General features: G+C 69.0%; 16 protein-coding genes. 11 read left to right on the plus strand and 5 right to left on the minus strand.

Annotated elements, in window-relative coordinates:
• Positions 1 to 11: 11 nt before the first annotated feature.
• Entirely contained in the window at positions 12 to 1,082 is a 1,071-nt protein-coding gene (gene mnmH, locus ACAM58_RS06925; RefSeq protein ID WP_062362853.1) for a tRNA 2-selenouridine(34) synthase MnmH, read from the minus strand.
• A gap of 110 nt (positions 1,083 to 1,192) precedes the next feature.
• On the opposite strand from mnmH, the gene ACAM58_RS06930 reads away from it, so the two are divergent.
• The 5 genes from ACAM58_RS06930 (at position 1,193) to ACAM58_RS06950 (ending at position 5,010) form a co-directional block, all read left to right on the plus strand.
• A complete protein-coding gene (locus tag ACAM58_RS06930) occupies positions 1,193 to 1,681 on the plus strand; it encodes a DUF4124 domain-containing protein (protein ID WP_062362851.1) in 489 nt (162 codons plus the stop codon).
• Positions 1,682 to 1,694: 13 nt separating this feature from the next.
• On the plus strand, positions 1,695 to 2,144 hold the full coding sequence (locus ACAM58_RS06935) for a ribonuclease HI family protein (RefSeq protein ID WP_062362848.1): 450 nt from the start codon (positions 1,695 to 1,697) through the stop codon (positions 2,142 to 2,144).
• Positions 2,145 to 2,188: 44 nt separating this feature from the next.
• Positions 2,189 to 2,437 carry a DUF3297 family protein gene (locus ACAM58_RS06940; protein ID WP_062362845.1) on the plus strand — a complete coding sequence of 83 codons (249 nt, stop codon included), beginning with the start codon at positions 2,189 to 2,191 and terminating at the stop codon, positions 2,435 to 2,437.
• Positions 2,438 to 2,663: 226 nt separating this feature from the next.
• Positions 2,664 to 4,475: a pectate lyase gene (locus ACAM58_RS06945; RefSeq protein ID WP_062362841.1), complete on the plus strand. Its 1,812-nt coding sequence runs from the start codon at positions 2,664 to 2,666 to the stop codon at positions 4,473 to 4,475.
• Between the two features lie 13 nt (positions 4,476 to 4,488).
• The gene (locus ACAM58_RS06950; RefSeq protein WP_062362839.1) at positions 4,489 to 5,010 is read left to right on the plus strand and encodes an O-acetyl-ADP-ribose deacetylase; all 522 of its coding nucleotides are present in this window, start codon (positions 4,489 to 4,491) and stop codon (positions 5,008 to 5,010) included.
• 22 nt (positions 5,011 to 5,032) lie between these two features.
• On the opposite strand, the gene ACAM58_RS06955 is transcribed toward ACAM58_RS06950, so the two are convergent.
• Complete coding sequence (locus tag ACAM58_RS06955) at positions 5,033 to 11,071, minus strand: alpha-2-macroglobulin (protein ID WP_062362836.1); 6,039 nt, start codon at positions 11,069 to 11,071, stop codon at positions 5,033 to 5,035.
• Positions 11,072 to 11,222: 151 nt separating this feature from the next.
• On the opposite strand from ACAM58_RS06955, the gene opgC reads away from it, so the two are divergent.
• Entirely contained in the window at positions 11,223 to 12,365 is a 1,143-nt protein-coding gene (opgC, locus tag ACAM58_RS06960; protein WP_062362832.1) for an OpgC domain-containing protein, read from the plus strand.
• Between the two features lie 19 nt (positions 12,366 to 12,384).
• Here opgC and ACAM58_RS06965 read toward each other — a convergent pair whose 3' ends face one another.
• The gene (locus ACAM58_RS06965) at positions 12,385 to 13,170 is read right to left on the minus strand and encodes an SGNH/GDSL hydrolase family protein (RefSeq protein WP_062364430.1); all 786 of its coding nucleotides are present in this window, start codon (positions 13,168 to 13,170) and stop codon (positions 12,385 to 12,387) included.
• A 162-nt stretch (positions 13,171 to 13,332) separates the two neighbouring features.
• On the opposite strand from ACAM58_RS06965, the gene ACAM58_RS06970 reads away from it, so the two are divergent.
• Positions 13,333 to 13,869: a hypothetical protein gene (locus ACAM58_RS06970; protein WP_012746505.1), complete on the plus strand. Its 537-nt coding sequence runs from the start codon at positions 13,333 to 13,335 to the stop codon at positions 13,867 to 13,869.
• Positions 13,870 to 13,886: 17 nt separating this feature from the next.
• The gene (locus tag ACAM58_RS06975; protein WP_081247503.1) at positions 13,887 to 15,188 is read left to right on the plus strand and encodes a tol-pal system YbgF family protein; all 1,302 of its coding nucleotides are present in this window, start codon (positions 13,887 to 13,889) and stop codon (positions 15,186 to 15,188) included.
• Between the two features lie 13 nt (positions 15,189 to 15,201).
• On the opposite strand, the gene ACAM58_RS06980 is transcribed toward ACAM58_RS06975, so the two are convergent.
• Together ACAM58_RS06980 and argH are read right to left on the minus strand one after the other, a co-directional pair.
• Positions 15,202 to 16,680, minus strand: coding sequence for a rhomboid family intramembrane serine protease (locus ACAM58_RS06980; protein ID WP_062362829.1), 1,479 nt, complete (start codon positions 16,678 to 16,680; stop codon positions 15,202 to 15,204).
• Between the two features lie 15 nt (positions 16,681 to 16,695).
• Positions 16,696 to 18,093 carry an argininosuccinate lyase gene (gene argH, locus ACAM58_RS06985; protein WP_062362826.1) on the minus strand — a complete coding sequence of 466 codons (1,398 nt, stop codon included), beginning with the start codon at positions 18,091 to 18,093 and terminating at the stop codon, positions 16,696 to 16,698.
• 22 nt (positions 18,094 to 18,115) lie between these two features.
• On the opposite strand from argH, the gene ACAM58_RS06990 reads away from it, so the two are divergent.
• Genes ACAM58_RS06990 through ACAM58_RS07000 form a run of 3 tightly spaced genes read left to right on the plus strand, consistent with a single transcriptional unit; the run spans position 18,116 to position 21,218 of the window.
• Positions 18,116 to 19,216 (plus strand): sensor histidine kinase, encoded by a 1,101-nt coding sequence (locus ACAM58_RS06990; protein WP_081247502.1) that lies wholly within the window; start codon positions 18,116 to 18,118, stop codon positions 19,214 to 19,216.
• Positions 19,213 to 19,959: a LytTR family DNA-binding domain-containing protein gene (locus ACAM58_RS06995; protein WP_012746510.1), complete on the plus strand. Its 747-nt coding sequence runs from the start codon at positions 19,213 to 19,215 to the stop codon at positions 19,957 to 19,959. Before ACAM58_RS06990 ends, ACAM58_RS06995 begins: the two co-directional genes overlap by 4 nt.
• A complete protein-coding gene (locus tag ACAM58_RS07000; RefSeq protein ID WP_012746511.1) occupies positions 19,956 to 21,218 on the plus strand; it encodes an AI-2E family transporter in 1,263 nt (420 codons plus the stop codon). The genes ACAM58_RS06995 and ACAM58_RS07000 overlap by 4 nt, the downstream gene beginning before the upstream one ends.
• Positions 21,219 to 21,237: the final 19 nt, after the last annotated feature.

Raw genomic sequence — 21,237 nt, forward strand, 5'->3', positions numbered from 1 at the left:
GAATGTGCCCGCTACCCTGCGGCGTTCAACCGCAGGATGGCCTCCGCCACCGTGTCGATGCCCGCGTCGGTCAGGTCGGGCGCCGCCACCTGCTGGCGCAGCGGCCACTTCTCGAAATGGCGCGCCTGCGAGCGTTCGTAGTGCGGATCGTAGTGAAGCGCCATCAGTTCGGCAAAGAGCTGCGGCAGGTTGCCCGCGAGCGCCCATTCCTGCCAGCGCTGCACCACGGCCTTGCCCTGCATTTCCTTGAGCCTGTCGAGCTGGCCCGCCAGCGCGGCGCGGTCGTCGCCCAGGTAGGCGTAGTCGCGCAGCAGGTAGTCGAGCCGCGCGGCCGCGTCGGCCTGCACCTCGATGCAGTCGGCCGCGCGCATGTGCGCGACCAGCGGGATGGGCACCGAGAGCCGGCCGATGCGCGCGCTTTCGCCTTCCACGTAGAGCGTGCGCGACACATCGAGCGCATCGAAGCAGGTGGCGATGCGCGTCTCGAACTGCTTTTGCGAAGGCTGCGGCACGCCGGGCAGGGCGCCCAGCAGCGAACCCTTGTGGCTCGCGCAGTGCTCCAGGTCGAGCACCTGTTCGCCGCGCGCGGCCAGCGCCTGCAGGACGCGCGTCTTGGCGCTGCCGGTGGCGCCGCAGATCACCTTGAGCCGGAGCTTGGGCACCGTGGCCTCGATCTGCGCCAGCACGTGCTGGCGATAGCTCTTGTAGCCGCCGGCGAGCTGCTGCGCGTCCCAGCCGACCAGGCGCAGCCAGGTCACCATCGAGCCGCTGCGCAAGCCCCCGCGCCAGCAATACACGAGCGGGCGCCAGTTGGCGGGCTGCTCGGCAAAGCGTTCGCGCAGGTGCTGCGCGAGGTTGGCGGCCACCATGGCGCCGCCCACGCGCCGCGCCTCGAAGGCGCCGGTCTGCTTGTAGATGGTGCCGACGATGCGGCGCTCCTCGTCGTCGAGCACCGGGCAGTTGATGGCGCCGGGAATATGGTCGAGCGCGAATTCGGAGGGCGAGCGCGCGTCGATGAGGGTGTCGAAGCGGTGCAGGTCGGCCACGCGCGTGGGCTGGTGGCGCGGGTTGTATACGGTCATGGCCTGGTGCGGTTGGAGGAAGGAGCGGACAACCTTCGATTGTAGAAACCCGGCCAGAATGCAGGGCAGGGGAGACACTGTCGTCTTCGGCTGCCAACGGCGGAGGTCGCATGATGCGCACATCGGTTCTGTTCATTCCGGTCTTCTTCTTCGGCGCGGCCGCCGCGGCCATGGGTGCGCAGGCGGCCGAGGTGGTGCGCTGCACCGATGCGGGCGGAGGCATCGTCTACACCGACGGCCCTTGCCCCGCCGGCAGCCGGCTCTCGCGCCAGGTGCCCATCACCGAACCGCTGACGGTGACGCCGCCCGCTTCCCCCGAAGAAGCGCGCCGGCCGGCATACACGCCGCCACCACCACCGCCGCCGCCCGCGGCCAGCAACGCGCCGCAGGGCCCGGCCATCATTCCGCGCAACGTCGGCGAGCCGCAGCGCCCCGCGCCCGAATCGCCGCCGGTCTATAGCTGGGGGCCCGACCCGTACTACGACCCCGGCCGCCCGATTGTTCGCCCGCCACGGCCTCCGCGCCCGCAGGATCCGGGACCGCCTCCGGGCCAGCGGCCCTGCCAGAACCTCGCGGGCATCAAGCGCAACAACTGCTGAATCGACGCAGCCGATGCAACTCCCCCACTGGACCGTGTACTGCGACGGCAGCGCGATGCCGAACCCCGGCCGCATGGGCGCCGGCGCGGTCATCACCGAGCCCGACGGCACCCGCCACACCCTCTCGCTGGCCAGCCATGCGACGGGCTGCAACAACGAAGCCGAACTCAGGGCGCTGACCCTCGCGCTCGAGGACCTCAAGGCCAGGGGCGCGACCGCGGTGCTGGCCTATACCGACAACAGCATCCTCGTCGAGCAGCTCGGTGCGCCCGGCGCCCGGCCGATCGCGCGCATGGCCGGGTTGTTCGAGGACGCCCGCGCCTTGCTCGGCTCGTTCGAGGAGGCGAGCCTGCGCTGGGTGCCGCGGCACCGCAACCACGAGGCCGATGCGCTCGCGCGCGCCTCGCTGGGCGTTGGGCCCAAGCCGGCGGCCCGCATGGCGAAGAAGAAGACGCGGCGGTAGGTGCGGCCCCGGGGGCGCGGGGCAGAGGCCATATCATCCGCGGCATGACCGAAGCCAATTCTCTTCCCCCTCTTCCCGACCACCTGTCCACCGACCCGCGCAGCCCCCACCACGTGGCGGCTGTCTTCGAGCACGACATCGGCATCCGCTTCAACGACAAGGAACGCCTCGACGTGGAGGAGTACTGCATCAGCGAAGGCTGGATCAAGGTGCCCGCGGGCAAGACGGTGGACCGCAAGGGCAAGCCGCTGCTGCTCAAGCTCAAGGGCAGGGTCGAGGCGTTCTACCGCTGAGGCTGAGCAGCACCGGGCACATGCGCAGTGCCCGAGCCGCCGGGCGCTCCGCTCGGCCATGAAACGAACGATTCAACACAAAAAAGTCGGCGTTCTTGCATCTTTAGTTGTCGTACAACTGGATTCGAAAACCATCGAAAATGGCAGAATTCCAGCGACTCATCGGACATCGTATGAGTTGAAAAGTACCAAGGCGGCTCAACCGCTGCCTAACTGGAGACAAAAGATGAAACGCAGGAACTTCGTCATTTCGACACTTTCTCCCTTGGCGCTGAGCGCGTGCGGCGGCGGGGGAGACGGCCCCGGCTTTCCGCCGTTCCCGGTGCCGCCGCCGGCACCCGCGCCCGAACCTCCGCCGAGCACCGAGGCACTGGCGCGCAAGGCGATGCGGCGCGCCGCGGGCTTCATGGACGAGACGGTGTCCTATCGCGGCGGCTACGTCTGGGCCTACCTGCCCGACTTCTCCACCATCTGGGGCGAAATGGAGGCGCGCCGCACCATGTGCTGGATCCAGCCGCCCGGCACGCCGACCGCCGGCCATTGCATGCTCGATGCCTACCATGCCACGGGCGACGAACTCTTCTACAGCGCCGCCGAGCGCACCGCGCTCGCGCTGGTCGAGGCGCAGCATCCGGCAGGCGGCTGGAACTACATCCACGACTTTGCCGGCGAAGCCTCGCTGCGCGAGTGGTACGCCACCGTGGGCGCCAATGGCTGGCGGCTCGAGGAGTTCCAGCACTACTACGGCAACGCCACCTTCGACGATGCGGGCACGGCGGTGTCGTCGCAGTTCCTCTTGCGCATGTACCTGGAAAAGCGCGATGCGCGCTTCCTGGCGGCGCTGCAGAAGGCCATCGGCTTCGTCACGCAGGCGCAGTTCAGCTCCGGCGTGGCCGACGGCGGCTGGCCGCAGCGCTATCCGCCCTCGCCCGATGCGATCTCGTCGATGCCGCTGCCCAACCCGCAGCAGCTGCCTTCGGGCGCGACCGCGGGCATGGAAGACGGCGACTACACGCGCCACGTCACCTTCAACGACGACGTGGCGGGCGAGAACATCAAGTTCCTGCTGATGTGCGTGGTGGCGCTGGGCGACCAGAGCCTGGTGCCGTACATCACCCGCGCAATGGACTGCCTGCGCCGCATGCAGCAGCCCGGGCCGCAGGCCGGCTGGGGCCTGCAGCACCTGGCCACGGACCAGAACGGCCGCCTGGCCGGGGCGCCCGCCGGCGCGCGCAGCTACGAGCCGCGGTCGCTGGCCACGCACACGACGCAGACCAACGTGCAGCAGCTGTTCAACTATTTCCGCCTGACGGGCGACCGCGGCTACCTGGCGCGCGTGCCCGAGGCGCTCGACTGGCTGGACAGCTGCAAGCTCACCGACACCATGATTGCGGAGAATCCGCTGCTCAAGGGCCGCACGCATCCCACTTTCGTGGAGCTCGGCACCAACCAGCCGCGCTTCGTGCACCGCTACGGTTCGAACATCCACAACGGCGCCTACTACGTCGACCACGACCACCGCGCAACGCCCAGCCACTACTCGGCCGGCCGCGCCATCGACATTGCCGGCATGCGCCAGACCTACGCCCAGCTCAACGGCATGAGCGACACCGCCATCCAGCAGATGGTGGCGGCTTCTCCGCTGCGCCACGGCGAGCAGCGGCCGCTGCCCAAGTACTTTTCGCTGCGCGAGGTGGACTTTGCCGACCTGTTCGCCGACCGCGTGATGACCAGCCCCGTGGTGAGCGCCGCCGATGCCGCGGCGGTGATGGACAAGCTCGACCCCAAGGGCTATTGGCTCGCGCCGCTGGCGGCCGTGACCAACCCCTACAAGGGCGACGGGCCTTCCACGCCGTACACGGGCGATGCCTACCGCAGCAAGCATGTGGGCGACGTGTTCGACACCTCGCCCTACGACCCGGCGGACCCGCCGCTGATCGAGCCCTACGTCAAGAAGGAGCAGCCGCAGGGCATCACGGTCGCGAGCTTCGTCGCCAACATGGGCAAGCTGATTGCATTCACCGCGCCGGTCGCCTAATCTGTCCTGGATCATGCAGAAAGCGCTTCGTGCCATCCGCGGCGACATCACCACGCTGCAGGTCGATGCCATCGTCAATGCGGCCAATTCCTCGCTGCTCGGCGGAGGCGGCGTCGATGGCGCCATCCACCGCGCCGCGGGGCCCGAGCTCCTGCATGAATGCCGCCTGCTGTCGGGCTGCAAGACCGGCGACGCCAAGCTGACCCGGGGCTACCGGCTGCCGGCCCGCTTCGTCATCCACACCGTCGGGCCGGTCTGGCGCGGCGGTGCGAGCGGCGAGCCGGAGCTCTTGGCCTCGTGCTACCGGAAGTCGATGGAAATCGCCGGGCAGCACGGCGTTCGCAGCATCGCGTTCCCCTCGATCAGCACGGGCATCTACGGCTACCCGATCGAGCTCGCGGCGCCCATTGCGGTGGCCACGGTCCGATCGGCGCTGGCCGCGAGTGCCAGCGTGCAGGAGACCACGTTCTGCTGCTTCTCGGACGCGGACCTGGCGGTGTACGAAGCGGCGCTTGCGGCGGCGGGGCCGGCATAAGCAGGCCCCGCCACTTCTTTTCTTACTTCGCCGCCTCCACCTTCACGCGCGCATTCGGCGTCTCGCCGAACATCTCGGGCGCGTACATCGCCTCGACGCGGCTCGGCGGCAGCGCGAAGTCGCCCACATTGTTGAGGCGCACGGTGTATTCGATCTTCACCACGCCCTTGGGCAGGTACTCGTAGTAGCTGCGGAAGGCCTCGAAGCTGCGCTCCTCGAAGGCCAGCCAGCCGGCGCCCGACTTGCGCTCGCCCTGCGTGGCGATCTGCGAGTCGCGGCCGAGGCCCGTGCCCAGGATGGTGGCGCCGCCCGGGATCGGGTCGCTCACCACCACCCAGGTCATGTCGGTGCTGGCGTTCACCTCGACGGTCACGCGCAGCACGTCGCCGCGCGTGTACTTGCCCGCGGTGGCCTGCTCGACCGGCGTGATGGTCTTCTTGATCGCATAGCCCGCGGCGAACGGCGCCTTCAATTGCACCGCGGCAATCGACTGCATCGTGAGCCAGGGCTTGCCGCTGCCCTGCTGCGTGACCAGCAGCGTGTCGCGCACCGGCGTGCCCGCGGGCGATGCGGCCCAGGGCAGGAACATGCTGTTGTTCTTCAGGTTGCCGGGCGACGCGGGCGCGCCGAAGAAGGTGCTCTGGTTGGGCGCGCCGGCCGCGTCGGTGGTCTTCACGCGCTCGACGCTGCGCCAGTCGACCTGCGCCTTCACGGCGCCGAGCGTGGCGGCCGTGACGCCGGCCACCGGCGTGCTCTCGAACACCTTGGAGAACTTCTCGAGCGCGAGCCCGCCCCACAGGTTGGCGGTGGTGGTGTGCCAGGCGCCGTTCTGCTGGCGGCCGATGAAGCCGTTGGCCAGTTTGCCGATGTCGTCCTTCCAGGCCGGGTCGTCCATCACGCTGAGCAGGAGGCGCGCGGTGTTGACGTCGCCGTTGGTCATGAGCCACCACCAGTAGTCGTCCTGCTCGGTGCTGAAGATGAGCTTGGTGCCCTGGTAGGACAGGCGCGCCTTGAGCACGTTGTTGGCCTCCTCCAGCCGCTGCTGCCGCTGCGGCACGTCCTGCACGCGCTTGAGGATGTTGAGCCAGTCGATCACCGCGCTGGTGGGCCATTGGTTCGGCGCGATGGTGATGCTGCCGAGCATGCTGCCCTTGGCCGTGCCGTAGCGCGACAGGGCCTCGAGCGCGGCGAGCTTGCGCACGTCCAGGTCCTTGCGCGGGCTCCAGAACTCGCGCTGGATGCGGCCTTCGACAAAGGCGATGAGGCCCGACTCCATCGGCGCGCGCGCCGCGTCGGGCAGCGCGAAGGCGGGGTTCAGCGCCGCCGCCTCGTGCGTGGCCGCCAAGAGGTAGGAAGTGAGGATGTCGCTGCCGCGGTTCGATTCGCCGTCGCGCGGCGGAAAGTAGCTGGCCAGGCCGTCGCTGTCGAGGTAGGTCGGCAACTGGGCCATCACGCCCTGCCACATCTTCGCGTCGCGCAGGCCGACCGACTTGCTGGTCTTCTGCTCGAGGCAGATGAACGGGTAGTTGGCGAACCAGTCGCGCACGCCCGGCAGGCCCTCGGCCAGCTTGGGTTGCAGCGACAGCTTCAGGCCGCCGCGGCCGGGCAGGGCGTCGGCGGGCGGCGCCACGTCGATGGTGAAGGGGCCGTCGAGCTGCACCAGCGTGGCCTGCTGCACCGTGAGCGGCACCGACGGGATGATGCGCTGGCGCACCTTGAGCGCATCGCGCGCGCCGCCGAGGGTGTCCTTGGCCTCGATCTCCCACAGGATGGCTTCGGCGCGCGTCTGCGCGAGCTGCGCGGGCGCGGTCACGGTCCATGCGACTTCGCGCGCTTCGCCGGCCGGGATGTCCACCGTCTGCGGCGGGAGCGTGAGCAGCGTGGCGCGCGGCGCAGCCTCCACCTTCATCGGCTTTTGCGTGGTGTTGCGCAGCGTGATCTGGGCGCGGAACTGGTCGTCCTCGCGCACCAGCGGCGGCAGGCCGCTGATGATCTGCAGGTCCTGCGTGGCCTGGATGCTGGCCTGGCCGGTGCCGAACAGGCTGGTGCCCGAGTCGGCCACGGCCACGATCTTGAACGTGGTCAATGCATCGTTGAGCGGCACCGTCACCACGGCCTGGCCGTTGGCATCGAGCACCACCTTCGGGTTCCACAGCAGGAGGGTGTCGAGCAGCTCGCGCGTCTGGCCCTTGCCGCCGCCGCCGCCCGCGGGCACGGCCTTGCGCCCGTAGTGGCGCCGGCCGACGATTTCCATCTGCGCGGTGGAGGTGGAAACGCCCCAGCTGCGCCGCTGCAGCATCGCGTTGAGCAGGTTCCAGCTGTCGTTGGGCATCAGCTCGAGCAGCGCCTGGTCGACCGCGGCCAGCGCCACTTCGGCGCCCGCCGCGGGCTTGCCGTCGGGCAGCTTGGCGGAGATGGTGATCTGCGCCTTGCTGCGCACCGGGTAGCTGGGCTTGTCGCTGGTGACGGTCACGTCGATCTGGTGCGCGCGCGTGCCGACGCGGATCTCGGCCATGCCGAGGCGATAGGCGGGCTTGCTGAGGTCGACCATTGCGGTGGGCGCGACGTATTCCTTGCCTTCGTACCAGAAGGCGGTCCACCATTCGCGCGGCGCCTTGAAGCCCCAGGTGAAGAAGCTGTACCACGGCACTTCGCGCAGCCGGCCGCGCAGCGCGAGCACGCTCACGTAGGCGTTCGGCCCCCATTCGGGCCTGACCTGCAGGCTCACGGTCGGGTCCTTGCCGTCGAGCTGCACCACGTGGGTCTCGATGATGCCCTCGCGTTCCACCGACACCAGCGCAGTGGCAAAGCGGAAGGGGCTCCTCACCTGGAACTTGGCAATCTCGCCGGGCTGGTAGCTCTTCTTCTCGGGCAGCACGTCGATGCGGTCGTTGTCCTCGCCGCCGAACCAGAGTTCGCCCTGCTTCGTCACGTACACCGAGCTGGCGGCGCGGCTGTCGCGGCCTTCGCTGTCGGTGGCGCTGGCCACCAGCTCGACCTCGCCGGCTTCCTTGAGCTCGGACTCGCACAGCAGCAGGCCGCGCGCGTCGCTCTTGCCGCTGCAGACGGTGCCGATGTCTTTCGTCTCGGTCTTGTTGTCGTAGGTGTAGAAGCCGCCCACCATGCGCTTGCGGCTGGTGGTGGTGATGCGCGCCACGGCGCGCACGTTGAGGGTGACGCCGGCCTGCGGCTTGCCCGAGAGGTCGAGCGCGAGCGCCTGGTACTTGAGCTTCTGGCTGGTCGAGACCCAGCCTTCGGTCTTGATGCCGGCGATCACCGAGGCGGGCCACAGCGTCTGCGTGCTGCGGATGGTCTGCACCTCGCCGTTCGGGTCGGCATAGGTGGCTTCGAGCAGCAGCTCGCGCGCGGCCTTGACCTTGGGCACCTTGTCGATCGTGAGCTTGCCGGTGCCATCCTTGTTGAGCGTGAGCGGCAGCTTGTCGGCGATCACGCGGGTGTCGCTGGCGCTGTTGATGTCTTCCTCGGCGCCCGCGGTGTCGGCCGCCGCCGCGGCGGGTGCCTGCGAGCTGTCGGCCTGCACGCGCGGCGGGCTGAAGCTGAAGGCCTCGTGGTCGGCAAAGCCGAGGCTCTTGCCGCGCACCATGGCCGACACGCGCACCGGCAGGTTGGCAGCGCCGCCGCCGGCCACGTAGTTGATCTGCACCTCGGCCGGCACCGAGGCCACGCTCACCAGCGGCTTCTTGTCGGTGGGCGCGATGCGGCCTTCGAGCACGGGCAGGCGGAATTCCTCGACGCGGAACTGGCCGGTGGCGAAGCTGCGGTTGAAGCCGCCGTCGTCGTCGACTTCGACTTCTTCCTCTGAGCTGCTGCCGTTCGCGTCCTTGCCCTTGCCGCTGCGCAGCATCACTTCGTACAGGCCGAGCTTGGCGGCCGGCGGAATGGCAAAGCTGTTCTCCGCGCTCAGGCCGCCAGTCGGCGTCTTGCGCCAGGCCAGCGGCTGCGTGAAGCGCTGGCCGCTGCCGGTGTGGGTGATGACCAGCGTGTCGGGCCGGTTCTCGGGCAGGCCGAAGCCCTTGCTGGTCTGGGTGCGGATCAGGTGCTTCATCGACACCGTTTCGCCGGCGCGCAGCAGGGTGCGGTCGAAGATGGTGTGGGCCACGCGGTCGGGCTCGGCCTGCAGGCTGGTGGGCACGTTGAAGCGCCAGGGCTCGATGCCGCGCTGCCAGTCGCTCCAGGTGAAGGCGAGGTCTTCCACGCCCTTGTCGTCCTTGGCGCGGGCGCTGACGAACCAGGCACCCGCGTTGTATTCGTCCGGGCCGTTGCAGTTGGGCGCATCGGGCGCGATGCCCGTGAGGTTGACGATGCCGTTGGCGTCGGTGGTGCCCGAGGCGACGGCAACGCCGCGGCAGTCGGACACGCGCACCTCGGCATTCGGCACCACCTTGCCCTTGTCGAGCGTGGTGACCCAGGCCATCGAGTTCTCGCGGCCGAGCTTGAAGTGCACCGCCAGGTTGGTGGCCAACGCGGTGGTGCGCACGTACATCGTGCGGCTGGCGCCGTAGCGCTCGTCGAGCAGCGCGTCGCCGAGCTTTTGCGAAGCGATCTCGAGCACGTGGAAGCCCGGCGTCAGCGGAATGCCGATGACCTCGAACGGCCGCGGATCGCCGCTCTCGGCCTTGGGCATGTCGAGCGCCTTCACGCCCGGCTGGCCCGCCAGAAGCGACAGCATGCGGCTTTGCACGCGGCTGCGCTCGCTGTTTTCGATGACGGCGGGCAGCGCGCCCTTGATGTCCTTGCGCGCCTGTTCGCGGCTCACGGTGTATTCGTCGTAGCGGCGCACCTTGCGGAACCACGCGATGATCTCGGCGTCGGTCTTCGGGTTCATGTCGCTGACCTTGCCGGGCGTCAGCGCCTGCACCATCAGCGCGGGTTCCACGCGCCGCACGGTCACCGGCATCATGGCCGGCGTGCCGGGCTCGGCCAGCCGCTCGACCACGCCGAAGGGCGAGGCCGCGAACTTGGCCAGCGGCGGCATCGCGCCGGTGGCCACCTTCAGCGGAAAGCTGCCGGGCGAGGCCAGCGGCCGGCCCGAGGCGTCTTCGAACTTGGCGGGCAGCTCGATGCTGAACTTGGTGTCCTCGGCGAACGGCGGGCTGAAGCTCGCGGCGCTGACGACGTCGTCTTCGCTCGGCGTGCCGCCGTCGTTCTCGAGCGTGGCGGCAATCGACTTGCCGCCGCCCTTGAGCTGGATCTGCGAGGCCATCTTGCGCGTGACCGGCGCATTGAACTGCAGCTGCATCGGCCGCAGCGGCAGGCAGGCGGCCTGGGCGTTCTCGCGCTCGCAGCTGAAAGACACGGCGAACGGCTCGCGCACCTGGAAGCTCAGGCGGCGCTCCACGTTGTTGGCCACGCCCGAGGGCGTGGCCACGCCCTTGCCGTAGACGATCTGCACCTTGCTGCCCGGCGTGAGCGTGCGGTTGCATTGCAGCGCGATGAAGCGCAGCGGGTCCTTGGCGGCTTCCGCCTCGCGGCCGAAGGCCTTGAGGAGCCCGGCACGCTGCTCGCCTTCGAGCAGCCGCACGGGAATGCGCTCGCCGAGGCCGTCGGCCGCGCACCAGACGTTCTGGCGCACGCTCTCCACGGTGGCGGCGCCATTGAGCTCGAGCACGAACATCTGCTGCTCGTCGATTCGCCCATAGCTGCCCGGCATGTGGTTGCGCACGAACGGTCCGCCGCTATTGAATTGATAGCGTTCCGGCCCGGTCAGCTCCCCGCCCGAGGCGGGCTTGAAGCCGGCAATCCGCGTGACGGTGCAGCGCACGCCGGGCGGCAGGTCGTTCTCGAAATCGTAGACCCAGGCTTTTGCATCGGTCCAGCGGCCGGTGCCCTTGCCGGCCTGCGCGTCGGTGCAGCTCACGGCGAGCGGCGCGGGCGCCTTCGGGTCGCCGAAGTTGACGGCCGGCTGGTCGAACTTGGCGACCACCTGGCGCACGCGTGCCACTTCGCCCTGCGGCGTCAGGCTGGTGATCTGGAGGGCGAGGGCCGGGACGGCGAGCAAGGCGCTGCCGGCCAGAAGCAATGCTGGAATGGTTCTTTTCAATTTTTTCTCCACCTGGAAGCAGCGCGCAGCGTAGCCGATTTGAATGGCGCTCCGGCAGTGCCAGTCGTCATATGCCTTGGCCGCTCTTCATACAATCGGCACTGTCGTGCGTGCGCCGCGCGGACCGCCACCAAGACCTCGCCGCCGACCGATGAAACGCTACTGGGAAATAGACGCCTTGCGCGGGCTGATGCTCGTGCTGATGACCGTCACCCATCTGCCCACCCGCCTGACCGACCCGCTGGGCCAGCCCTTCGGCTTCGTCTCGGCCGCCGAAGGCTTCGTGCTGCTGTCGGCCTTCGTGGCCGGGCTGGTCTACAGCCGCATCGGCTACGTGCGCGGCGTCGACCCGATGCGCCAGGCCTTCTGGCGGCGCGTGCTCAAGGTCTACCTGTGCCAGGCGGCGATCCTGCTGTTCCTGTTCACCGTGATTGCCGCGCTCGGGCTGCATATCGACCAGCCCGCGGTGAAGAACCTGGTGTCCTACTACCTGGCCGAGCCGCGCGACGGCTTTCTCTTCGGGCTGCTGCTGATCTACGAGCCCGCGCTGCTCGACATCCTGCCGATGTACATCTTCTTCATGCTGATGAGCCCCTGGGTGCTGGCCTTTGCCATGCGCCACGGCTGGACGCTGGTGATGGCCGCCAGCGTCACCCTGTGGGCGCTCGCGCAGTTCGACTTGAGCGAATGGATCTACGGGCTGGCGGTGAACTACCTCGGCCTGCCGGTGCCATTCCACGAGATGGGCGCCTTCAACAGCTACGCCTGGCAGTTCCTGTGGTTTGCCGGCCTGTGCCTCGGCGCCAGCCGCAACCTGCCCGGCGCGCGGCCGCTGCGCTTTCCGGCCTGGCTGTGGGTGCCCGCGCTGGCCATTGCGCTCTACGGCTTCTGGTGGCGCCACCACGGCATCAATGGCCAGGCGCCGTTCGGCGGCGACGTGGAGATGAACCTGCTGTTCGACAAGTGGCAGCTCGGGCCGCTGCGCCTCGTGAACCTGGTGGCGCTGGGCATCCTGGCGGTGCGCTTCGGGCCCGGGCTCATGCGCAGGATTCCGCGCCTGCACTGGCTCGAGGCCATGGGCGCGGCCTCGCTGCCGGTGTTCTGCGCGCACCTGGTGGCGGTGCTGCTGGTGCTGGCCTTCTACGGCGACAGCCAGACCGCCCGGCCCTGGTGGGGCGACGGCCTGCTGCTGCTGGCGGTGTTCGCGGGCATGTACGCGGTGGCGCGCTTCACGCGCGGGGCCGACCTGCCGCCGCCGGCGGAAGACGTGCCGGGGGAGACGGTGCGGGCCTGAGCCCGGCCGGGAGCGCCGCTCAGGGCAGCGCCGCTGCGGGCGCCGCGACCGGCACGGGTGCCGGCGCGGCCCCTGGCAAGTGCCCCGCGATGACCGACTGCCAGAGCCGGTAGCCCTCGTCGGTCATGTGCAGCCGGTCGCTCCTGAACAGCTCCGGCCGCGGCCGGCCGTCGGCGCCGAGCATGGGCGTGAAGACGTCGATGTATTCGCTGTCGGGCAGCCGGTTGAGATAGGCCGAGATCACGTTGTTGGTTTCGCGTATCTGCGGCATCAGGTGCTCGCGCGAAGGGCTCGGCTTGATCGAGATGAAGCTGATGCGCGTGTTCGGCAGCTCCGCACGCACCGCATTGGCAAAGCGCGCAAAGCTCTCGAGCACCTGCAGCGGCGTGCGGCCCTCGGCCAGGTCGTTGTCGCCGGCGTACACCAGCACCTGCCGCGGCCGGTAGCGCACCACCAGGTCGCGCGCGAACAGGCTGCAGTCGGCCAGGGTCGAGCCGCCGAAGCCGCGGTTGACGATGCCGGGCACCTGGCGGAAATCCTGCGCGAGGCTTTTCCACATGCGCACGGTGGAGCTGCCCACGAACACCACGCCGCCGGGCGCCGGGAACTGCTGCTGGTCGGCCCGGAAGAAGGCGGCCAGTTCGTTGTGCCAGCGCGCCTTGGCCGCCAGGTATTCGGAGGAGGAGGCGGCCGCATCGGCCGCCGTGCCGTCCAGCGACTCGTAGGGCAGCACGGCATTGTGGTTCTGGGCCTGCGAGGCGAGTGCGGTTGTCAGCAGCAGCGCGGCGGCCAGCGCGGTTTTCATCGAAGGCATCGGAAAGGCGGAACGCTGATCAGATCGTATCTGCGGATTGTGGGGCATGGAGCGCAGCCATCCGGTCCCCGCCCGAAGCCCCTCAAGAAACATCCCGCAACGTATACTGCCCCGCAAAATCGGAGCGGGGCGCACGGGCGTGCGGGCGGGGAAATGAAGCAAATAGCGATCGTCGTCGCGCTCTGCGTGGGCGCGTGGTACTTTTTCATCGGCGGGCGCAAGCTCGACGAGGCCATGGTGCGCAAGTACTACGAGAAAGAGGCGCACGCCATCTACTCGCGCGATGCCGAGCAGCTGTGCAAGCAGCTCAGCAAGAAGGCCGTGATCCAGAACAAGACGATCATGATGGGCCGCACGCAGGAGACCACCAGCGACCGCGAGCAGGCCTGCGACGGCATCCGCAAGTCCTTCAAGATGTTCGAGTCGGTGGGCGAGCGCATGGGCGGCATGCTCACCATCGAGTACGAGTACCACATCGACAGTATCGACGTGGCAAGCGACCGCAAGAGCGCCACCGTCGAAGGCACCAGCGTGCTGAAGATGGGCGAGGCGGCCATGCAGTTCAAGAGCAGCTTCACGCAGCGGCTGGAGCGCGAACTGGGCCAGATGCGGCTCGTGCACGGCGACGGCGTCACGGTAGTGCGCCTGGGCGGGCGCGGCGCCATGAGCCAGAGCGACTTCTTCAAGTAGCCGCAGGCAACGCCATCATGCGCATCAAGGAATCGCTCCCGCCCCCGCCGCCTTTCTGGCACCGCCTCAACAGCTTCTTCGCGTTTCCGTTCCAGCTGCGGCCGTTCATGTACGGCCTGGTGCTCGCGTTCTGCAGCCTGCTGTTCGAGGCCATTCCTTTCCTGCATCCCGGCCTGTCGCTGGTCGTGATCGAGCTGGGCATCGTGCTGGCGGCCAGCCGCTACGGCTTCAAGGTCACGGCGCTCGGATCGCGCGGCATCTGGCGCTCGGCCGATTTTCCGCGCGAGCTGAACGAAGACTGGGTCAACCTGCCCTGGAAGCTGTTTGCCATTTCGGTGGTGCAGGGCGCGCTGATCGGCTGGCTCGCCTGGTACGAACCGGTGCTGGGCACGGTCGCGGTGTTCGTGGTGTCGTTCACCTTTCCGGCCGCGGTGATCGTGCTGGTGCAGTCGGGCAGCTTCTTCCAGGCCATGAACCCCGGCTACGTGATGGATGCGATGCGCATCATCGGCTGGCCCTATGCGCTGCTGTGCTTCTTCCTGTTCCTGCTGAGCGCGGGTGCGCAGATTGCCATCGGCATGCTGCTGCCGATGATCGACGGCCTCATCATGCTGCCGATCGCCAATTTCGCGTTCATCTACTTCGGCTGGGTGATGGCGAGCCTGCTGGGCTACGTGATGTACCAGCACCACGACGCCTTCGGCATCGACCTCCTGCCCGGCGGCGGCGTGGACGGCGGCGCGCCGGTGGACCGCCGCACGCCCGAGCAGATCGCCGCGCAGCGCACCGATGCCGAAGTGGCGCAGCTCATCACCGACGGCGACGTGGCCGGTGCGCTTGGCGTCGCCTACGAGGCGCAGCGCGTGGCGGCGGCCGACGACCTGGCGGCGCAGCGCCGCTACCACCGCGTGCTGCTGCTCGCGCCCGAGAAGGCGTCCACGCTGCTCGACCAGGCGCGCCGCTTCATTCCGCTGCTGCTGCGGCGCGACCTGGCATCCGAGGCGCTCAAGGTCTTCAAGGCCTGCCGCGAAAAGGACAAGGCCTTCGCGCTCGACGACGCCCCCACCGTCATGACGCTGGCCAAGGCCGAATGGCGCAATGGCGATGCGCATGCGGCGCTGGCGCTGCTGTCGGGTTTCGACCGGCGCTTTCGCGGCCATGCAGCCATTCCGCAGGCCTACGAACTGGCAGCCCGGGTGCTGGTGCAGGGGCTCGGCCGCGCCGACATGGCGCAGCCGATCCTGGCGACGCTCGAATCTCGTTTTCCGGACAGCGAGCAGACGCAGGAAGTGCGCTGGCTGCTGCGGCCCGCGGCCTGATCTCCAGCCGCGGTCAGGCGCGCTCGAGGGCGCGCGTCACCATGTCGTTGGGCGCGATCCGCAGCAGGTGCGGCAGCCAGCCGACGGCCATGTCGCGCTCGCCGGCATGCAGCAGGCCGTTGGCGCAGACCGACAGCGTGTCGGCCAGCTCCGGATGGTCGGGCGCGGTCTTCAGCAGCACGCGGCACAGCTTGTCGGCGTCCTGGAACTGGCGCACGCGCGTGAAGCGGCGCGCCAGGCGGGCCATGTCGTCGGCCTTCAGGCGCGCGCCGGGCTTCGCTTGGTCGAGGTAGGTGGTGTAGCTGGCGTGCTGCAGGGCCAGGGTGTCGGGGTCGGTGGCGGGGAGGCGGAAGATGCGGCGCGCGGCCTGGTGGAAATCTTCGCCCGCGGGCTGCAGCCGCGCGGTGTTGAACCAGGCGCGCAGCGTGTCGGTGTCGCCGGGGCGCAAGGCGGCGGCGGCGCGCCACTCGGCGCAGGCGGGCTCGAACTTCATTGCCGCCGACAGCTTGCGCGCGGCGGCCACGTGCTGTTCGAAGCGGTCGTCGTCGGTCGCCATTTCCGATTTCACGGTCTCGGGCGCCTTCACGCGGCCCAGCCACATGGCACCGGCCATCAGCGCGGCGCCCGTCAGGAGGCCGCCCAGGTGTGCCATGTAGCCGACGCTCTGGTCACCCCACCATTGCTGCATCAGCTCGTTGGCGATCCAGGCCGGCAGCAGCAGGAGGGCAGGCGCCGTGACGTAGTTGAAATAGAAGAAGAGCTGGTAGAAGAACCGGATGCGCCGCAGCCGGTACATCACGGCGTACATGCCCATCAGCGCCGAGATCGCACCCGAGGCGCCAAGGCCGTGGCCGCCGTTGCCGGCATAGGCCCAGCCAGACAACAGCGAAGAGCCGACGGCGCCGAGCAGGTAGAAGGCCAGGTAGGTGCCGCGCCCCAGCGCCAGTTCGACCGAGAAGCCGAACAGGAAGAGGAACAGCATGTTGCCCAGAAGGTGGCCGGTGTCGGCGTGCAGGAAGGCCGCGGTGATCCAGGTCCAGGGCTTGGGCTCGGCGCCCTTGTCATGGTCGAGCGACCAGCGCTGGGTGAAGGACGCCGGCCGCATCGCCTCGTACTGCTGGCGGTCGCGCTTCCATTCGGCATGGCGCGGGTTCGCGGGCGTGATGACCTCGCCGGCCTGCAGCTTCTGCAGGAATTTGCTGTCGTTCTGCAGGCTGTCCAGCAGCTGCGGATGGGTTTCCTCGTGCGGCAGCATGCGCCGCGCCTGCTTGCCGCGCCTGGGGTCCGTCTTCTCGAGCCACTCCACGAAGGGCGGCAGCTCCAGCTCGGGCAGCACGCTGTTCACGTAGTAGCGGGCCGCGCGCTCCTCGGCCTTTTCCTCGCTGCGCTGCGGCCCCCAGAACACGATCATGTTCACGAGGATCAGCAGCACCGTCATCCACGGTGGATTGCGCCAGCTCGGTTTGTTCTCGAGCGGGATGGCGTAGAACAAGCGGGGCCTTGGGCGTCAGGCCAGCCGGGCCCGGTGGCGCGCGATCTGCGCCCTGACCTGCGCCGGCGCGGTGCCGCCGAGGATGTTGCGCGCATTGAGCGAGCCGCGCAGGCTCAGCACGTCGTACACGTCTTTCTCGATGTTCGGGTTGAACTGCTGCAGCACGGCCAGCGGCAGCTCCGCGAGGTCGACCTTGTGCGAAGTGGCGGCCTTCACGGCGTGGGCCACGGTTTCGTGCGCGTCGCGGAAGGGCAGGCCCTTCTTCACGAGGTAGTCGGCCAGGTCGGTGGCGGTGGCGTAGCCGCGCAGCGCGGCGGCTTCCATGGCCTCGGGCTTCACGGTGATGCCGCCGATCATCTCGGCAAAGATCCGCAGCGTGTCCTTGAGCGTGTCGACGGTGTCGAACAGCGGCTCCTTGTCTTCCTGGTTGTCCTTGTTGTAGGCCAGCGGCTGGCCCTTCATCAAGGTGATGAGCGCCATCAGGTGGCCGACCACGCGGCCGGTCTTGCCGCGCGCGAGTTCGGGCACGTCGGGGTTCTTCTTCTGCGGCATGATCGAAGAGCCGGTGGTGAAGCGGTCGGCAATCTGGATGAAGCCGAAGTTCTGGCTCATCCACAGGATCAGTTCCTCGCTCATGCGGCTCACGTGCACCATGCACAGGCTGGCCGCGGCGGTGAACTCGATCGCAAAGTCGCGGTCGCTCACGGCGTCCAGGCTGTTCTGGCAGACGCCGTCCATCTTCAGCGTTCTGGCGACCAGCTCGCGGTCGAGCGGGTAGCTGGTGCCGGCCAGCGCCGCGGCGCCCAGCGGCAGGCGGTTGACGCGCTTGCGCACGTCCTGCAGGCGCTCGGCGTCGCGGCTGAACATTTCCACGTAGGCCAGCATGTGGTGGCCAAAGCTCACCGGCTGCGCCACCTGCAGGTGCGTGAAGCCGGGCAGGATGACCTCGACGTTCTTCTCGGCGATGTCCACCAGCGACACCTGCAGCGCCACCAGCAGCTCGGCAATCAGGTCGATCTCGCCGCGCAGCCACAGGCGCACGTCGGTGGCGACCTGGTCGTTGCGGCTGCGGCCGGTGTGCAGGCGCTTGCCGGCGTCGCCCACCAACTGGGTCAGCCGGGCCTCGATGTTCAGGTGCACGTCTTCCAGGTCGAGTTTCCACTCGAAGGCGCCCGATTCGATTTCAGCGCGGATCTGCGCCATCCCACGCTCGATCTCGGCGTGGTCCTGCTTGCCGATGATGCCCTGCGCGGCCAGCATGCCGGCATGTGCCAGGGAACCCTCGATGTCGGCCTGCCACAGGCGCTTGTCGAAGAAGACGCTCGCGGTGTAGCGCTTCACGAGGTCGCTCATGGGTTCGGAGAACAGGGCCGACCAGGCTTCGGATTTCTTGTCGAGTTGGTTTTGAGTCATGGGAGCCGTGGTAGAGGCAATAATGGGTTGGTTACCCGATGTATCAGTGATGCGCAATCCGGCGATTTTATCGGCCACCTCCACCCCCACGCCCCCGGCCCCGCCGGAAAGAGGGCGTTTGGCCGCGCGCGGCAGCCCGGGGCTGTTCGACGCCTGCCAGATCGGGGTGGTGCTGCGCGCGGTGCTGTTCGTGGAGGCGCTGGTGGCGACCGCCACGCTGTTCGTGTCCTCCTCCCCCGGGGAATGGCTGGTGCAGACCGCCACCGTCACGGGCGGCGCGCTGCCCGCCACGCTGCTGTGGCTGGTGGCGGCCTGCGGGCTCAAGAAGCCGCTCGGGCGCCTGCCGCGCCAGGCGCAGTACGCGGCCGGCGCCGCGCTGGGTGCCGTTTCCTCGCTCTATGGCTGCGGCCTGTTGCGGCTGACCGGCGTGCTGGGCACGGCGCCCTGGCTCGCGAGCGCCGTGGCGGGCGCCTTCGTCGCGGGCATGGTGATGGCGGCGATGGTGCTGCGCGCGCGCGGCCAGACGCCGGCCGCCATGACGGCCCGGCTGGAAGAGCTGCAGTCGCGCATCCGCCCCCACTTCCTGTTCAACACGCTCAACAGCGCCATTGCGCTGGTGCGGGAAGAACCCGCCAAGGCCGAGACCATGCTCGAAGACCTGGCCGAGCTGTTCCGCCAGGCGCTGGCCGATCCGGGCGAATCGGGCACGCTGGCCGACGAGATCGCGCTGGCCGAGCGCTACCTGGCCATCGAGCAGGTGCGCTTCGGCGACCGGCTGCGCATCCGCTGGGACCTCGATGCCGCGGCCAGCAGCGCGCGGCTGCCGCCATTGCTGCTGCAGCCGCTGGTCGAAAACGCCATCAAGCACGGCGTGGAGCCCAGCCCCGAGGGCGCCAAGCTGCGCATCCGCACCGAGCGCCGCGGCAGCGTGGTGGTGATCGAGGTGGTCAACAGCCTGCCGCCCTTGCGCTGGGCCGACGAGCCCCTGCCGCGCGGCCATGGCATTGCGCTGGCCAACGTGCGCGACCGGCTGCGGCTCTTGCACGACATGCAGATGCAGTTCAGCGCCGGCATGGACCAGAAGAACTACCGCGTGCGCATTGCCATTCCCGCCGAATCATGACCCTCAAGACCCTGATCGTTGACGACGAAGCCCTGGCCCGCTCGCGCCTGCGCACGCTGCTGCGCGACTGCCGCTCGCCCGCCGCCGAAGTGGTGGCCGAGGCCGCCCAGGGCGCCGAGGCGCAGCAGCATCTCGCGGGCATGGCGCTGGACCTGGTGCTGCTCGACGTCCACATGCCCGGCATCGACGGCATCGAGGTGGCGCGCGCCCTGCGCGGGCGGGCCGACGCGCCGGCGGTGGTGTTCGTCACCGCCCACGCGGCGCATGCCGTGACCGCCTTCGACCTCGATGCGGTCGACTACCTGACCAAGCCGGTGCGCGCCGAGCGGCTCCAGCAGGCGCTGCAGAAGGCCGAGCGTTTTTTGAAGGAGCGGCGCGCGCTGCAGGCCGACGCGCTGCAGGAAAGCGTGCTCATCCAGGACCGCGGCCGCGCCGAGCGGGTCCCGCTGTCGGAGGTGCTCTACCTGAAGTCCGAGTACAAGTACCTCACGGTGCGCACCGCCACGCGCAGCCACATCCTGGATGGCTCGCTGAACGAATTCGAGGAGCGCTATCCCACCCGCTTCCTGCGCGTGCACCGCAATGCGCTGGTGGCGCGCTCGGCCATCCGTGCGCTCGAGAAATACGACGACGGGGAAGACGCCGAAGGCTGGGCCCTGCGGCTCGACGCGATTCCCGAACCCGTGGCGGTGTCGCGGCGACAATTGGCTGCAGTGCGCGAAGTGCTGAAGGAAGCGCGATGACAGATGACCACAAACCGGCCGGCGATGCCCCGGCCGCGCAGCCGCCCCCGGAGCCGCCGCCATCGCCGGCGGAGCCCCCGGCCGAGGTGCCGCCCGAACCCGTGCTGGAGTCCCCGCCCGAAGCCGTGCCGCCCGAGCTGCGGCCGGAGCCCGAACGCCTGCTGCTGCACATGCCGGTCGACGTGCGCAGCGCCTCGCTGGTGGTGCTGGCCGTGCTGGCCAGCGTCTTCGCGCTGCGATGGGGCCAGGCCGTCTTCATCCCGCTGATGCTGAGCCTGCTGCTGACCTACGCGCTGTCGCCGCTGGTCGAGCGGCTGCACCGCCTGTGGCTGCCGCGCTGGATCGCCGCCGCGCTGATCCTCGTCGGCCTGTTCGGCGGCCTGGGCTGGACCGGCTATTCGCTTTCGGGCAATGCCACGCAACTGGCCGAATCGCTGCCCATCGCGGCCCAGAAACTGGGGCAGGCCATGCGCCGGAGCAGGAGCGCCAACGCCACGCCGCTCGAAAGCGTGCAGCAGGCGGCCGCGCAGCTCGAGAAGGCGGCCGAGGAAAACTCCGCGCGCGTCGCGGCCCGCAAGGGCGTTGCGCGCGTGGTGATCGAGCGGCCGTCCTTCAACGTGCGCGACTACCTGCTGAGCGGCACCGTCGGCCTGCTCGAGGCGATCGGGCAGCTCACGCTGGTCGCCTTCCTGACCTACTTCGCGCTGTGCTCCGGCGACACCTTCCGGCGCAAGCTGATCAAGATCACCGGTCCGAGCCTGCAGAAGAAGAAGGTCACGGTGCACGTGCTCGACGACATCACCCGCAACATCGAGCGCTACCTGCTGGTGCAGATCCTGATCAGCGCGCTGGTGGGCGTGACCACGGGCCTCGCCTTCTGGGCCATCGGGGTCGAGAGCGCCGCCGTGTGGGGAATCATCGCGGCCGTGACCAACCTCATTCCCTACGTCGGCTCGGTGATCGTCATGGTGGCCGCCGGGCTGGTGGCCTTCCTGCAGTTCAACAGCCTGGAGATGGGCATCCTGGTGGGCGGCGTGTCGCTTGCCATCCACACGCTGGTGGGCAACCTGCTGATGCCCTGGCTCACCAGCCGCACCAGCCGCATGAACCCGGTGGCCGTGTTCGTGGGCGTGATCTTCTGGGGCTGGCTCTGGGGCGTGTGGGGGCTGCTGCTGGGCATTCCGATCACCATGGTGATCAAGTCGATCTGCGACCGGGTCGAAGACCTGCAGCCGATCGGGGAGCTGCTCGGGGAATAGCCGGCGCGGAATTTCCGGT

The sequence above is a fragment of the Variovorax sp. V116 genome (assembly GCF_041154435.1).
GTDB lineage: Bacteria > Pseudomonadota > Gammaproteobacteria > Burkholderiales > Burkholderiaceae_C > Variovorax > Variovorax paradoxus.

Coding starts and splice junctions, on each gene's coding strand:
- ACAM58_RS06930 (WP_062362851.1), top strand. CDS start 1,193: ATGATGCGCACATCGGTTCTGTTCATTCCGGTCTTCTTCTTCGGCGCG.
- ACAM58_RS06935 (WP_062362848.1), top strand. CDS start 1,695: ATGCAACTCCCCCACTGGACCGTGTACTGCGACGGCAGCGCGATGCCG.
- ACAM58_RS07000 (WP_012746511.1), top strand. CDS start 19,956: ATGACAGATGACCACAAACCGGCCGGCGATGCCCCGGCCGCGCAGCCG.
- ACAM58_RS06990 (WP_081247502.1), top strand. CDS start 18,116: ATGGGTTGGTTACCCGATGTATCAGTGATGCGCAATCCGGCGATTTTA.
- ACAM58_RS06950 (WP_062362839.1), top strand. CDS start 4,489: ATGCAGAAAGCGCTTCGTGCCATCCGCGGCGACATCACCACGCTGCAG.
- mnmH (WP_062362853.1), bottom strand. CDS start 1,082: ATGACCGTATACAACCCGCGCCACCAGCCCACGCGCGTGGCCGACCTG.
- opgC (WP_062362832.1), top strand. CDS start 11,223: ATGAAACGCTACTGGGAAATAGACGCCTTGCGCGGGCTGATGCTCGTG.
- ACAM58_RS06975 (WP_081247503.1), top strand. CDS start 13,887: ATGCGCATCAAGGAATCGCTCCCGCCCCCGCCGCCTTTCTGGCACCGC.
- ACAM58_RS06970 (WP_012746505.1), top strand. CDS start 13,333: ATGAAGCAAATAGCGATCGTCGTCGCGCTCTGCGTGGGCGCGTGGTAC.
- ACAM58_RS06995 (WP_012746510.1), top strand. CDS start 19,213: ATGACCCTCAAGACCCTGATCGTTGACGACGAAGCCCTGGCCCGCTCG.
- ACAM58_RS06945 (WP_062362841.1), top strand. CDS start 2,664: ATGAAACGCAGGAACTTCGTCATTTCGACACTTTCTCCCTTGGCGCTG.
- ACAM58_RS06940 (WP_062362845.1), top strand. CDS start 2,189: ATGACCGAAGCCAATTCTCTTCCCCCTCTTCCCGACCACCTGTCCACC.
- argH (WP_062362826.1), bottom strand. CDS start 18,093: ATGACTCAAAACCAACTCGACAAGAAATCCGAAGCCTGGTCGGCCCTG.
- ACAM58_RS06965 (WP_062364430.1), bottom strand. CDS start 13,170: ATGAAAACCGCGCTGGCCGCCGCGCTGCTGCTGACAACCGCACTCGCC.